The organism is Bacteroides sp. BFG-637, from assembly GCF_024793605.1.
In the GTDB taxonomy this organism is placed as follows: domain Bacteria; phylum Bacteroidota; class Bacteroidia; order Bacteroidales; family Bacteroidaceae; genus Bacteroides; species Bacteroides vicugnae.
In genome coordinates, this window is sequence record NZ_JANUPD010000002.1 from 762,830 (window position 1) to 777,970 (window position 15,141).

A 15,141-nucleotide genomic window follows, 5' to 3' on the forward strand; every position below is an offset into this window, starting at 1 on the left:
ATTATTTCAAATAAATCCTGTTATCTTTTCTTGTTACCAGCATGTCCTCTGAATGTACGAGTTGGAGCAAATTCGCCCAACTTGTGTCCTACCATATTCTCGGTAACATAAACAGGAATAAATTTATTTCCATTGTGAACTGCAACTGTATGGCCTACAAAATCAGGCGAAATCATTGAAGCTCTGGCCCAAGTCTTTACTACGACTTTCTTACCAGATTCATTCATGGCAAGAATTCTCTTTTCAAGCTTAACGTTAATATATGGACCTTTTTTTAATGAACGACTCATAGTTTACTCAATTAATCAGATTACTTTTTTCTTCTCTCAATAATGTACTTAGACGACTGTTTCTTAGGAGCTCTAGTCTTAAGTCCCTTAGCGTACAATCCCTTACGTGATCTTGGATGACCTCCGGAAGCGCGTCCTTCACCACCACCCATCGGGTGATCAACCGGGTTCATTACAACACCACGGTTACGAGGACGACGTCCTTGCCAACGAGAACGTCCGGCTTTACCTGAACTTTCCAATCCATGATCAGAGTTACCTACACTACCGACAGTAGCTTTACAAGTGCTAAGAATCTGTCTAACTTCACCTGAAGGCAACTTAATTACACAATACTTACCCTCGCGAGAAGTCAACTGAGCAAAGTTACCAGCTGAACGAACCAGAGCAGCACCCTGTCCCGGACGTAATTCGATATTGTGAATCACAGTACCCACCGGAATGTTTTGAAGAGGAAGAGCATTACCAATCTCTGGCGCTGCTGTTTCACCTGACATTAGAGTCGCACCAACTTGCAATCCATTGGGAGCAATAATATATCTTTTTTCTCCATCAGCATAAAATAACAGAGCGATACGAGCCGAACGATTCGGATCGTATTCAATTGTTTTAACTACTGCTGGAACACCGTCCTTATTTCTCTTGAAATCAACAATTCTAATCACCTTTCTATGACCGCCACCAATGTAGCGCATAGTCATCTTACCTTCGCTGTTACGACCACCAGATGATTTCTTACCATATACAAGAGACTTTTCTGGTACTGATGCAGTAATTTCTTCGAAAGTACCAATAATTTTATGTCTTTGCCCCGGTGTTGTGGGCTTAAATTTACGTACTGCCATTTTTATTAAATATTGCTATAAAAATCAATAGTATCTCCTTCTTTCAATGTCACGATTGCTTTTTTGAAAGCATTCGTACGACCATTGATGATACCTGCTTTGGTATAACGGCTCTTATTTTTGCCAGCATACTTCACAGTATTCACATCAACTACTGTAACATTATAAAGAGCTTCAATTTCCTTCTTAATTTCCAGTTTGTTAGCTTCAGGACGTACAACAAAGCCGAAACGATTCAGCTTATCTGTGATTGCAGTCATTTTCTCTGTTACCAACGGTTTAATAATAATTCCCATTATTTAAGCCTCCTTTTTAAATTAAGATATTGTCAATAGCCTTCAGAGAGTTTTCTGTAAGCACAACAACCCCAGCATTCAATACTCTGTAAGTATTTAATCCCGAGATAGTCTGCACATTAGCACCCTCAATGTTACGAGCTGACAAATATACGTTTTTATTTGCTTCCGGTAAAATTACAAGTAGCTTTTTATCGGAAACTTTAAGATTTTTTGTCATTGCAACGAAATCTTTTGTCTTAGGAGCTTCAAATGTGAAATCCTCAACGACAACGATTGCATCGTTTTGAGCTTTATAAGACAAAGCTGACTTACGAGCCAATGTCTTAACTTTTTTATTCAACTTAAAGAAGTAGTCTCTTGGCTTCGGACCGAAAACGCGGGCACCACCTACAAGAACCGGTGAGTTCATATCACCACGACGAGCTCCGCCACCACCTTTCTGGCGACCGATCTTACGAGTTGAACCACTGATTTCACTTCTTTCTTTTGACTTATGAGTACCCTGACGCTGATTGGCCATAAATTGTTTTACATCCAAATAGATAGCGTGGTCGTTGGGCTCAATTCCGAAGATAGATTCGTTTAACGTAACCTTTCTCCCAGTGTCTTCACCTTTAATGTTATATACGTTAACTTCCATTATTTCTCAATTAATACGATTGAACCTTTGCAACCCGGGATAGAACCTTTGATCAAAAGAAGGTTATGATCCGCGATTACTTTTAATACCTGCAAGTTTTGTACAGTGACTCTGTCACCACCAAGTTGTCCACCCATGCGCATTCCCTTGAATACTTTTGCAGGGTAAGAACAAGCACCAATAGAACCCGGTTTACGAGCGCGGTTGTGCTGTCCGTGAGTAGCCTGACCCACACCACCAAAACCATGTCTTTTTACTACACCCTGGAAACCCTTACCTTTAGAAGTTCCAACAACGTCAACAAAGTTAGCATCGTTAAACATCTCTACGGTAACAGTATCACCCAGATTCAATTCTGTCTCAAATTCTTTGAACTCAGCCAAGTGTCTCTTCGGTGTTACTCCTGCTCTTTTAAAATGTCCCATCAACGGTTTAGTTGTATGTTTTTCCTTTTTGTCTTGGAAACCCAACTGAACAGCTGCATAGCCATCTTTTTCTACAGTTTTAACTTGAGTAACAACACAAGGACCTGCTTCGATAACAGTGCATGGTACATTTTTACCATCGGCACTGAAAACGGATGTCATTCCGATTTTTTTTCCTAATAATCCTGGCATTTCACTAATTTTTAATTATCAAACTTTAATTTCTACTTCCACACCACTTGGCAATTCCAACTTCATCAGAGCATCTACTGTCTTAGCTGTTGAGCTATAGATGTCGATCAATCTCTTATAAGAAGAGAGTTCAAATTGCTCACGAGACTTTTTGTTTACGAAAGTCGAACGGTTCACAGTAAAGATACGCTTGTGCGTAGGCAGAGGTATCGGACCGCTAACAATAGCACCTGTAGCTTTTACAGTTCTTACAATTTTCTCAGCTGACTTGTCAACCAAGTTGTGGTCGTAAGATTTCAATTTAATTCTAATTTTCTGACTCATTATTTTTTTTAATTAATACATTTATAATAAGATAAAGCGGCAGGCTAAGAGTCATTCGCTAGCCTGCTGCTTTAGATATTTTAGAGTAAATCAGCACGTCCTTTTACTTCTTCCAATACAGCTTTGGCAATAGAAGAAGAAAGTTGAGCGTGATGAGAGTAAGTCATTGATGAAGTTGCACGTCCAGAAGTGATAGTACGTAAAGCTGTTACATAACCAAACATTTCTGCCAGCGGAACCATTGCCTTCACGATACGAGCACCAGAACGACTAGATTCCATTCCTTCAACCTGTCCACGACGTTTATTCAAGTCACCGATAACATCACCCATGTTTTCTTCCGGAGTTACAACTTCCAGTTTCATGATAGGTTCCATCAAAACAGGACCTGCCTTAGCGCATGCATTCTTATAGGCTTGCATTGCACAGATTTCGAATGACAACTGGTCAGAGTCAACTGGGTGGAATGAACCATCAACCAAAGTTACTTTCAATGAATCCAGCGGATAACCTGCCAAAACGCCACTCTTCATGGCATTCGTAAAGCCTTTCTGAACTGCAGGGATGAATTCCTTAGGAATATTACCACCCTTTACTTCATCGATAAACTGCAGACCTCCTTCTTTGAAGTCTTCATCAACCGGACCAATCTTAACGATGATATCAGCAAATTTACCACGACCACCAGACTGTTTCTTATACACTTCACGAAGATCAACTGTCTTAGTGATAGCTTCTTTATAATTAACCTGTGGTTTACCTTGATTACACTCTACTTTAAACTCACGCTTCAGACGATCGATGATAATATCCAAGTGCAACTCACCCATACCAGAAATAACAGTCTGCCCTGTTTGTTCATCAGTTTTCACTGTAAACGTCGGATCTTCTTCAGCCAATTTAGCCAAACCGTTAGACAGTTTATCCATATCTTTCTGAGTCTTAGGTTCTACAGCGATACCAATAACCGGTTCCGGGAAGTCCATAGATTCAAGTACTATCGGAGCAGTTTCATCACACAAAGTATCCCCTGTACGAATATCTTTGAATCCTACACCTGCACCAATATCACCAGCACCAATTACTTCAACCGGATTCTGTTTGTTAGAGTGCATCTGGAACAGACGAGAAACGCGTTCTTTCTTACCAGAGCGAGAGTTGTAAATATAAGAACCTGCTTCAATTTTACCTGAATAAACACGGAAGAAAGTCAAACGACCCACATATGGGTCAGTTGCAATCTTAAATGCCAAAGCCGATGTTTTTTCATCATCACTTGGCTTACGATCTTCTTCAGCTCCTGTATTAGGATTTGTACCGATAACATTCTCTGTATCCAGCGGAGAAGGCAAGAAAGCACAAACGTAGTCAAGCAAAGTCTGAACACCTTTATTCTTGAAAGAAGATCCACATAACATAGGAACTACAGCCATTTGAACTGTTGCATTGCGAAGAGCTCTCAACACTTCCTCTTCAGTAATAGTAGAAGGATCATCGAAATACTTCTCCATCAAAGCATCATCAAATTCAGCTACTTTTTCAAGCATCTTATCTCTCCATTCATTCGCTTCGTCAACAAGATTTGCCGGAATTTCTTCTACAGTATAATCCGCTCCCATTGTTTCATCATGCCAATAAATAGCTTTCATTTTGATAAGATCAACAAGACCTCTGAAAGATTCTTCAGCACCGATGGGAACAACAATAGGACATGGATTAGCTCCAAGAACATCCTTCATCTGACGAACTACTTCAAAGAAGTCAGCACCAGAGCGGTCCATCTTATTTACATAAGCAATACGAGGAACGTTATATTTATCAGCTTGACGCCATACTGTTTCCGATTGAGGCTCAACACCACCAACAGCACAGTAAGCAGCCACAGCTCCATCAAGAATACGCAATGAACGTTCTACCTCTGCGGTAAAGTCAACGTGCCCCGGAGTGTCAATCAAGTTAATTTTATAAGTATCACCAGCATACTTCCATCTAGTTGTTGTAGCAGCAGATGTAATAGTGATACCACGTTCTTGCTCCTGTTCCATCCAGTCCATAGTAGCAGCACCGTCATGAACTTCACCAATTTTGTGAGTCAATCCAGTGTAGAACAAGATACGTTCAGAAGTAGTTGTTTTTCCGGCATCAATGTGAGCCATGATACCGATATTACGAGTTAAATGTAAATCATGTTTAGCCATCTTCAATTCCTTTACTTTAAGTTTATATTTGGTTTCTTACAGTATTAGAATCTAAAATGAGCAAATGCACGGTTAGCTTCTGCCATTCTATGCATATCTTCTTTACGTTTGTATGCACCGCCTTGTTCATTGAAGGCATCCATAATTTCAGCAGCCAACTTGTCAGCCATTGATTTACCACCTCTTTTACGAGCATACAGAATCAGGTTCTTCATTGAAATTGATTCTTTACGGTCCGGACGGATTTCGGTAGGAACTTGGAAAGTAGCACCACCTACACGGCGAGACTTTACTTCCACTTGCGGAGTTACATTATCCAAAGCCTTTTTCCAGATTTCGAGAGCAGATTTTTCTTCGTTAGGAAGTTTTACTTTCACTGTTTCCAGAGCGGCATAAAAGATTTCATAAGATGTATTTTTCTTTCCATCATACATCAAGTGGTTCACGAACTTAGAAACCTTTTGATCATTAAACACGGGATCCGGAAGGATTACGCGTTTTTTTGGTTTTGCTTTTCTCATTTGTTTGAAAAATAATGTTTTTGTTCTTGGTTGTCTACTTCTTGACTTCTTCAACTCTCCCTCCGGAGAATTTACTCAACCTTTAGCATTTCCAACAAACTAAAACGTAAGTTATTACTTTAATTTTAATTAGGTCTTAATCCTTATTTTTTTCTTACCTTTAGCTGGAGCGGCAGCTTGTCCCGGTTTCGGACGCTTAGCACCATACTTAGAACGTCTCTGAGTACGACCAGCAACACCTGCTGTATCAAGTGTACCACGAACGATGTGATAACGTACACCCGGAAGGTCTTTTACACGACCGCCACGTACCAAAACGATTGAGTGTTCCTGCAAGTTGTGACCTTCTCCCGGAATGTATGAGTTCACCTCTTTTTGGTTAGTCAAACGTACACGAGCTACTTTACGCATTGCAGAGTTCGGCTTCTTCGGAGTAGTAGTATATACTCTCACGCAAACGCCACGTCTTTGAGGACATGAATCCAAGGCTGGAGATTTACTTTTCTCCACCAGCACTTCGCGTCCTTTTCTTACTAATTGCTGAATTGTAGGCATTTTAATTGTTTTTTGATTTATATTATTGTTATATTAATTTCGTAACTATACATTTTGGGCTGCAAAAATACGAATAATATTTGAATATTCAATGCGCTACAACTTTTTTTCTTTTTTAATGTTTTTATATCATCCTCACGCTTCGCCTTTTACACCTGTCAAGGGAGGAAGAGAAGGTTCATCTGAAGTACGAATCGGCCCGAATACCCGTTCATACTTTGCTATATTGTCTTCCAGTGCCCGCAGCAGACGTTTTGCGTGTTCTGGAGCCACAATAATGCGAGATTGCACCCCAGCCTTCGGTATACCCGGCATTACGCGCACGAAGTCAAGAATGAATTCAGAACTAGAATGAGTAATAATAGCTAGATTTGCATAAGTGCCCTGCGCTACCTCTTCTCTCAATTCAATCTGTAATTGTCCGTTGTTATTTTGTTCTTCCATATTTTATATGATTAAAAAGTTATCCTGCAAAATAACACATTTTTCCTGAGACTAATAGCAATACACACAAGTAAAAAAGAAATAAAAAAAGGAGCAATTGCCCAATCTGGCAATCGCTCCTTCTCATATAGTCAATTGAATTGTATTTATTCTACTTCATTGTAGTCAAGTACTGTTTTCTTGTTAGCCAAGATACGGTCATACTCTTCCTTTGATCCAACGATGAGTTTTTCGAATTCGCGCTGACCGGTACCTGCAGGAATCAAGTGACCACAGATCACATTTTCCTTCATACCTTCCAACTTATCGACCTTACCGTTGATAGCAGCCTCATTCAAGACTTTCGTTGTTTCCTGGAAGGAAGCCGCTGACATGAAGCTTGAAGTCTGTAAAGCAGCACGTGTAATACCCTGAAGGATCTGAGTAGAGGTAGCAGCAACAGCGTCACGAACCTCAACCGGTTTCAAGTCACGACGTTTCAACATACTATTCTCATCACGCAACTTGCGGGCAGTTACAATCTGACCTGCTTGCATATTTTGAGAATCACCAGCATCCACTACGACTTTCTTACCCCAGATACGATCATTTTCTTCCATGAATTCCAGTTTATCTACAACTTGCTGTTCGAGGAAACGAGTATCTCCCGGTTCATCAATCTGCACCTTGCGCATCATCTGACGAACAATAATCTCGAAGTGCTTATCATTGATCTTCACACCCTGCAAACGGTATACATCCTGAACTTCATTCACGATATATTCTTGTACAGCTGTAGGACCTTTAATTGCCAAGATATCTGCTGGAGTAGTAGCACCGTCAGACAACGGAGTACCTGCACGTACATAGTCATTTTCCTGTACCAGAATCTGCTTAGACAATGCAACCAGATATTTCTTAACCTCACCAGTCTTAGAAGTTACAATGATCTCACGGTTACCACGCTTGATCTTACCCATTGTTACCTCACCGTCGATTTCAGAAACGACAGCCGGATTTGACGGGTTACGAGCTTCAAACAATTCAGTAACACGAGGAAGACCACCCGTGATATCACCCGCTTTACCTACGGCACGCGGAATCTTCACGATTACTTCACCAGCTTTTACCTTCTGACCGTTCTCGATGATTACGTGACCACCTACCGGTAAGTTATAAGTACGGATCAAATCACCGTCCTCTGTCAAGATATGAGCTGTAGGAACTTTGGTTTTATCCTTGGATTCAATAATAATAATTTCACGAAGACCTGTTGCTTCATCCGATTCAACCTTATAAGTAACGTTTTCAATTACGCCCTCAAATTCGATCTTACCAGTTGCTTCTGTGATAATTACAGCGTTGAACGGGTCCCACTTAGCAATCAGCTTGCCTTTTTCTACCAAATCACCGTCACCTACATACAGTGTTGAACCATAAGGAACGTTATGAGTAGAAAGAACGATACCAGTGTTCACATCCACAAAGCGTACTTCGGCCAAACGACCCACTACCACTTTAGCAGATTCACCCATCTCATCAACGATATCTACCGTACGCAACTCTTCAAATTCAAGACGTGCATTGTTTTTAGCAACGATACTTGCATTAGCAGCAATATTCGCAGCAGTACCACCGGCGTGGAATGTACGCAATGTCAACTGTGTACCCGGCTCACCAATAGACTGAGCTGCAATTACACCGACAGCTTCTCCTCTCTGAACCATACGGCTCGTTGCCAGATTACGTCCGTAACATTTAGCACAAACACCTTTCTTCGCTTCACAAGTTAATACCGAGCGGATTTCAACACTCTCAATCGGAGAATCCTGAATCTTCTTACCAACTTCTTCAGTGATTTCTTCACCACCGGCAACAAGCAATTCACCTGTTGTAGGATGGATTATATCATGTACGGAAACACGTCCTAAGATACGTTCATACAGAGTAGCAATAACTTCATCGTTATTCTTAAGGTCTGTACAAACCAATCCACGAAGTGTACCGCAGTCTTCTTCTGTAATAATCACATCGTGTGATACGTCCACCAGACGACGAGTCAGATAACCGGCATCGGCAGTCTTCAAAGCGGTATCCGCCAAACCTTTACGAGCACCGTGGGTAGAGATAAAGTACTCCAACACGGAAAGTCCCTCTTTAAAGTTTGACAAAATCGGGTTCTCAATGATCTGACCACCTTCAGCACCTGCTTTCTGCGGTTTTGCCATCAAACCACGCATACCTGATAACTGACGAATCTGTTCTTTAGAACCACGGGCACCAGAGTCAAGCATCATATATACAGAGTTGAATCCCTGATCATCCGAAGAAATTGTCTTCATCAGGATATTAGACAACTCCGAGTTTACATGTGTCCAGATATCGATCACCTGGTTGTAACGTTCGTTGTTGGTAATGAAACCCATGTTATAGTTGTTTACGACTTGTTCTACTTCGTCGTAACCTTTCTGTACCAACGTTTCTTTCTCCTTCGGAATGATAATATCACCCAAGTTGAATGACAAACCACCCTTGAACGCCATCTGATAACCTAAGTTCTTGATTCCATCCAGGAAGTCGGCAGCCTTAGCCACACCACATACCTTAATTACATCACTAATAATATCACGAAGAGATTTCTTAGAGATAATTGTATTGATATAACCAGCTTCAGGCGGAACGATTTCATTAACAATCACACGTCCTACCGAAGTTTCGCGCATTACGTCTACAATGTTACCATTTTCATCAACGTCTTTCACGATAACTTTCACCGGAGCATGAATATCTACCTTACCTTCATTGTAGGCGATCAACGCCTCTTCCGGTCCGTAGAACGTCAAACCTTCACCTTTCGCACCAGCACGCAACTTAGTAATATAGTACAAACCAAGAACCATATCCTGTGCAGGCACAGTAATAGGCGCACCGTTTGCCGGGTTCAAGATATTATGTGATTGAAGCATCAACATTTGTGCTTCCAGAATTGCTTCATTACTCAAAGGCAAGTGAACAGCCATCTGGTCACCGTCAAAGTCGGCGTTGAATGCCGTACATGCCAACGGGTGCAACTGGATAGCTTTACCTTCGATCATCTTAGGCTGGAAAGCCTGAATACCCAAACGGTGCAATGTCGGAGCACGGTTCAACAGTACCGGATGTCCTTTCATTACATGTTCCAGAATATCCCAGATCACCGGTTCCTTGCGGTCAACGATCTTCTTGGCAGACTTTACAGTCTTAACGATACCACGTTCGATAAGCTTACGAATAATAAACGGCTTGTACAATTCGGCAGCCATCAATTTAGGAATACCGCATTCACCCATCTTCAATTCCGGCCCCACGACGATTACCGAACGAGCAGAGTAGTCAACACGTTTACCCAGCAAGTTCTGACGGAAACGTCCTTGCTTACCTTTCAAGCTATCAGACAATGACTTCAACGGGCGGTTGGCGTCTGTCTTCACAGCACTTGACTTACGTGAGTTATCAAACAAAGAATCGACAGATTCCTGAAGCATACGTTTTTCATTACGCAAGATTACTTCCGGAGCCTTGATTTCAATCAGTCGTTTCAGACGGTTATTACGGATAATTACACGACGATAAAGGTCGTTCAAGTCAGATGTAGCAAAACGGCCACCATCCAACGGAACCAACGGACGAAGTTCGGGCGGGATAACCGGTACGATACGTACAATCATCCATTCCGGTTTGTTGCGTCCACGTGATGCACGGAACGACTCTACTACCTGAAGACGTTTCAAAGCTTCATTCTTACGTTGCTGTGAAGCATCGTTACCTGCACGGTGACGCAATTCGTAAGACAAAGCATCCAGATCCAGACGAGCCAGCAAATCATAGATAGCTTCAGCCCCCATCTTTGCAACAAATTTGTTCGGATCATTATCTTCAAGATATTGATTGTCTTTTGGAAGTGTATCCAAAATATCCAGATATTCTTCTTCAGAGAGCAAATCATATTCAGCTACACCGTCTTCAGCTTTTACACCCGGCTGAATAACAACGTAACGTTCGTAGTATATAATCGAATCCAGTTTCTTCGTCGGCAGTCCGAGCAAATAACCGATTTTATTAGGGAGCGAACGGAAATACCAGATGTGAGCCACCGGCACAACCAACTGGATATGTCCCATACGTTCACGGCGTACTTTCTTTTCAGTAACTTCCACACCACAACGGTCGCAGACGATACCTTTATAACGGATACGCTTGTATTTACCGCAATGACATTCATAATCCTTGATAGGACCAAAAATGCGCTCGCAGAACAAACCATCACGTTCGGGTTTGTACGTACGGTAATTAATGGTTTCAGGCTTCAAAACTTCACCACTCGAATTCTCAAGGATTTCTTCCGGAGAAGCCAGACCAATTGAGATCTTCGAGAAATTACTTTTCGTCTTATTTTCTTTTCTAAAAGCCATACTCTATATAATTGAGATTTGATAATTGAATCATTGGAAATTGAAAAGACACGGATGTCAACAGACCGTCATCGGCTTGTTGACACCACATATTCTTTATTATTTTATTCTAGGTTGATACTCAAACCTAATCCTCTCAACTCGTGCAACAATACGTTCAAGGATTCCGGAATACCAGGTTGCGGCATCGGTTCACCTTTCACAATTGCTTCATAAGCTTTCGAACGTCCTACCACGTCATCAGACTTGATAGTAAGGATTTCCTGCAGGATATGAGCAGCACCAAAACCTTCGAGTGCCCAAACCTCCATTTCTCCGAAACGCTGACCACCGAACTGTGCTTTACCACCAAGAGGTTGCTGAGTAATCAATGAGTACGGACCGATAGAACGAGCATGCATCTTGTCTTCAACCATGTGGCCCAACTTCAACATGTAAGTCACACCCACAGTAGCTGCCTGGTCAAATTGCTCACCTGTACCACCATCACAAAGATAAGTTTTACAGTAACGAGGCAATCCTGCCTTGTCTGTCCACTGATCCAGATCTTCCATTGTAGCACCGTCAAAAATAGGAGTTGCAAATTTCACACCCAATGTTTTTCCGGCACGCCCTAATACAGCTTCGAAAATCTGACCAATGTTCATACGAGAAGGCACACCCAACGGATTCAATACGATGTCAACCGGAGTACCATCGGACAAGAACGGCATATCTTCCTGACGAACAACACGGGATACAATACCCTTGTTACCGTGGCGACCTGCCATCTTATCACCCACACCAATCTTACGCTTCTTAGCAATATATACTTTTGCCATCTGGATAATACCAGCTGGAAGTTCATCACCAATTGTAATAGCAAACTTCTTACGTTTCAATTCTGCATCCAGCTCTTTGTATTTCTTAATGAAATTCATTACCAGATCACGAATCATACCGTTAATATGATCATCACTAGTCCAGTTGCTCAATTGAATAGAAGTAAAGTCGAGTGAATCAAAATCAGAAACACTGAACTTAGAACCTTTCGCAATTACTTCCGCACCCAGATAATCCTTCACACCTTGAGAAACCTTGCCTTCAGTCAAAGTCATCAGTTTCTTAACCAGAATACGTTTCAGGTCAGCTACCTTAGCTTCAAATTCATCATCAATCTTAGGCAATAATGCTTTATCGGCCAGTTTAGAGCTACGATTCTTAATCACACGTGAGAAAAGTTTCTTATCGATCACAACACCTTTCAAAGAAGGAGAAGCTTTCAAGGAAGCATCTTTCACGTCACCTGCCTTATCACCAAAGATGGCACGAAGCAATTTTTCTTCCGGAGAAGGATCAGATTCACCCTTCGGTGTAATCTTACCAATCATTATATCACCCGGCTCGATACGAGCACCGATTCTAACGATACCATTTTCGTCGAGGTCTTTTGTAGCTTCTTCACTTACATTCGGGATATCAGAAGTCAACTCTTCCATACCACGTTTTGTTTCACGAACTTCCAGAGAATATTCTTCTACGTGAACCGAAGTCAACAAGTCTTCGCGCACCACACGTTCGTTCAATACGATAGCATCCTCATAGTTGTAACCTTTCCAAGGCATGTAAGCAACCAACAAGTTCTTACCCAATGCCAATTCACCCTTTTCTGTAGAATAACCTTCGGTCAAGATGTCACCTTTCTTCACACGCTGGCCTCTGTCACAAATCGGACGCAGGTCAATCGTCATGTTCTGGTTAGTCTTACGGAACTTAGGTATTCTATATTCTTTCAAAGCAGGTTCGAAACTTACGAACTCTTCGTCTTCTGTACGGTCATACAAAATACGGATAGTAGTAGCATCAACGTAGTCAACAACACCATCTCCTTCTGCAGTAATCTGCGTACGAGAGTCTCTTACCAACTGACGTTCGATACCTGTACCTACGATCGGCGCTTCACTTCTCAACAAAGGAACCGCCTGACGCATCATGTTTGATCCCATCAATGCACGGTTAGCATCATCATGTTCCAGGAACGGAATCAATGAAGCAGCAATTGATGCAATCTGCTGAGGAGAAACGTCCATCAAATCAACCTCTGTCGGTTCAACAACCGGGAAATCAGCATCCTGACGAGATTTAACTTTGTTACGCACAAATGTACCGTCATCATTCAACGGAGCATTTCCCTGTGCAATAACCTTTTCTTCCTCTTCTTCAGCAGTCAGATAAATCAGACCGTTATCAGAAAGATCCACTTTCCCGTTTTCGACCTTACGATACGGAGTTTCAATGAATCCCAGATCATTAATCTTAGCAAATACACACAATGAAGAAATCAAACCGATGTTCGGACCTTCAGGAGTTTCAATCGGACAAAGACGACCATAGTGTGTGTAGTGAACGTCACGAACCTCAAATCCGGCACGTTCACGGGAAAGACCACCAGGACCAAGGGCAGACATACGACGCTTGTGCGTAATTTCAGCCAAGGGGTTTGTCTGGTCCATGAACTGAGACAATGCGTTCGTTCCGAAGAATGAGTTGATTACAGAAGAGATTGTCTTCGCATTAATCAAATCAATCGGAGTGAACACTTCATTGTCACGAACGTTCATACGTTCGCGAATCGTACGAGACATACGAGCCAGACCAACAGCAAACTGATTAGAAAGCTGCTCACCTACCGTACGTACACGACGGTTACTCAAGTGGTCAATATCATCCACATCTGCTTTTGAGTTGATCAACTCAATCAGATATTTGATGATTTCAATGATATCTTCCTTCGTGAGGACACGCACGTCCATATCAGTCGTCAGATTCAACTTTTTGTTGATTCTGTAACGACCTACATCACCAAGGTCATATCGTTTTTCAGAGAAGAACAAGTTGTTGATAACCTCCCTTGCACTTGCGTCATCAGCCGGATCGGCATTACGCAACTGACGGTAGATATACAACACAGCTTCTTTTTCCGAGTTACTCGGGTCCTTCTGCAGCGTATTATATATGATAGAGAAATCGGACTGGTTCGGTTCATCTTTATGTAAAAGGATGTTCTGAACTCCCGACTCCAAAATTTCATCAATATGCACCTCTTCCAGTACGGTTTCACGGTCGATAATAACTTCGTTACGCTCAATAGAAACCACTTCACCGGTATCTTCATCAACGAAATCTTCAATCCATGTTTTCAAGACACGTGCAGCCAATTTACGACCTAGCACTTTCTTCAGATTTGTCTTGTTCACCTTTACATCTTCTGCAAGGTTGAAAATCTCAAGAATATCTTTGTCATTCTCGAAGCCAATTGCACGCAACAAAGTCGTTACCGGCAATTTCTTCTTACGGTCGATGTATGCGTACATCACATTATTGATGTCAGTAGCAAACTCAATCCACGAACCTTTAAACGGAATAATACGAGCCGAATAAAGTTTCGTACCATTGGCATGTACACTCTGACCGAAGAACACACCCGGAGAACGGTGAAGCTGTGACACAACTACGCGTTCGGCACCGTTAATGACGAAAGTAGCCTTATCAGTCATATAAGGAATCGGGCCGAGGAATACGTCCTGAATCACTGTATCAAAATCCTCATGATCGGGGTCCGTACAGTAAAGCTTAAGTTTCGCTTTTAAGGGAACACTATAAGTAAGCCCACGCTCTATACAATCATCGATGGTATAACGCGGCGGATCAATATAATAGTCCAGAAACTCAAGAACAAAATTGTTTCTTGTATCGGCAATAGGGAAGTTTTCAGCAAATACTTTATACAATCCCTCATTCTTGCGCTTTTCAGGTGGGGTATCTAATTGTAGAAAGTCTTGGAATGACTTCAATTGTACTTCCAGGAAATCCGGGTATTCGAGCGGATTCTTAGTCGAAGCAAAATTAACTCTTTGATTTACAGTATTTGAAGACATCTATTAATGAATTTGGAGAACTTAATTTGAAATATATACACAAAAAGGTTAAGAACCCTCT

12 protein-coding genes are annotated in these 15,141 nt (G+C 41.7%); all 12 read right to left on the reverse strand.

The window, feature by feature from the left end:
- Positions 1-20: 20 nt before the first annotated feature.
- Positions 21-290, reverse strand: coding sequence for a 30S ribosomal protein S19 (gene rpsS, locus NXX38_RS03390; RefSeq protein ID WP_004296345.1), 270 nt, complete (start codon positions 288-290; stop codon positions 21-23).
- Positions 291-310: 20 nt separating this feature from the next.
- Positions 311-1,135, reverse strand: coding sequence for a 50S ribosomal protein L2 (gene rplB, locus NXX38_RS03395; protein WP_148365520.1), 825 nt, complete (start codon positions 1,133-1,135; stop codon positions 311-313).
- Between the two features lie 5 nt (positions 1,136-1,140).
- Positions 1,141-1,431: a 50S ribosomal protein L23 gene (gene rplW, locus NXX38_RS03400; protein WP_004296347.1), complete on the reverse strand. Its 291-nt coding sequence runs from the start codon at positions 1,429-1,431 to the stop codon at positions 1,141-1,143.
- Positions 1,432-1,447: 16 nt separating this feature from the next.
- A complete protein-coding gene (rplD, locus tag NXX38_RS03405) occupies positions 1,448-2,074 on the reverse strand; it encodes a 50S ribosomal protein L4 (protein ID WP_004296348.1) in 627 nt (208 codons plus the stop codon).
- Entirely contained in the window at positions 2,074-2,691 is a 618-nt protein-coding gene (gene rplC / locus NXX38_RS03410) for a 50S ribosomal protein L3 (RefSeq protein ID WP_148365521.1), read from the reverse strand. The genes rplD and rplC overlap by 1 nt, the downstream gene beginning before the upstream one ends.
- A gap of 18 nt (positions 2,692-2,709) precedes the next feature.
- Entirely contained in the window at positions 2,710-3,015 is a 306-nt protein-coding gene (gene rpsJ / locus NXX38_RS03415; protein WP_002558075.1) for a 30S ribosomal protein S10, read from the reverse strand.
- Between the two features lie 80 nt (positions 3,016-3,095).
- Positions 3,096-5,213 carry an elongation factor G gene (gene fusA / locus NXX38_RS03420; protein WP_148365522.1) on the reverse strand — a complete coding sequence of 706 codons (2,118 nt, stop codon included), beginning with the start codon at positions 5,211-5,213 and terminating at the stop codon, positions 3,096-3,098.
- Between the two features lie 44 nt (positions 5,214-5,257).
- Positions 5,258-5,734: a 30S ribosomal protein S7 gene (gene rpsG, locus NXX38_RS03425; RefSeq protein WP_148365523.1), complete on the reverse strand. Its 477-nt coding sequence runs from the start codon at positions 5,732-5,734 to the stop codon at positions 5,258-5,260.
- A gap of 129 nt (positions 5,735-5,863) precedes the next feature.
- The gene (gene rpsL, locus NXX38_RS03430) at positions 5,864-6,289 is read right to left on the reverse strand and encodes a 30S ribosomal protein S12 (RefSeq protein ID WP_258978606.1); all 426 of its coding nucleotides are present in this window, start codon (positions 6,287-6,289) and stop codon (positions 5,864-5,866) included.
- A gap of 135 nt (positions 6,290-6,424) precedes the next feature.
- The gene (locus NXX38_RS03435) at positions 6,425-6,733 is read right to left on the reverse strand and encodes a DUF3467 domain-containing protein (RefSeq protein ID WP_148365524.1); all 309 of its coding nucleotides are present in this window, start codon (positions 6,731-6,733) and stop codon (positions 6,425-6,427) included.
- Positions 6,734-6,879: 146 nt separating this feature from the next.
- Complete coding sequence (gene rpoC / locus NXX38_RS03440) at positions 6,880-11,163, reverse strand: DNA-directed RNA polymerase subunit beta' (RefSeq protein WP_148365525.1); 4,284 nt, start codon at positions 11,161-11,163, stop codon at positions 6,880-6,882.
- Between the two features lie 104 nt (positions 11,164-11,267).
- Positions 11,268-15,080: a DNA-directed RNA polymerase subunit beta gene (rpoB, locus tag NXX38_RS03445; RefSeq protein ID WP_099145749.1), complete on the reverse strand. Its 3,813-nt coding sequence runs from the start codon at positions 15,078-15,080 to the stop codon at positions 11,268-11,270.
- Positions 15,081-15,141 lie beyond the last annotated feature (61 nt).